General features: G+C 79.6%; 1 protein-coding gene. It reads left to right on the plus strand.

The genetic code is table 11. The features are described from left to right. A partial coding sequence (locus ACLBX8_RS32150; protein ID WP_447716467.1) for an exodeoxyribonuclease VII large subunit occupies positions 1 to 284 on the plus strand: 284 nt, incomplete at both ends.

Here is a 284-nt window from a genome sequence, read left to right on the forward strand (position 1 = left end):
TCGGAGCGCCTCACCCAGGCGGGCGCGCGCGGCATCGGGCGTCGTCGCGACCGGCTCGGCGGTCTGGCGGGCCTGCTCGGCTCGCTCAGCTACCGCGCGGTGCTCGACCGGGGCTACGTGCTGGTGCGCGACGCCGCGGGGCTGCCCGTCCGCCGCGCCGCGGAGGCGGCGCCCGCCCAGCGCCTCAGCCTGCAATTCGCCGACGGGACCGTGACGGCCGTGCCCGACGGGACGGCCGATCCGTCCCTGTCGGCCGCTCCATCCCCGGCCGCGAAGCCCGCTCG

It is taken from the genome of Methylobacterium sp. D48H, from assembly GCF_053345715.1.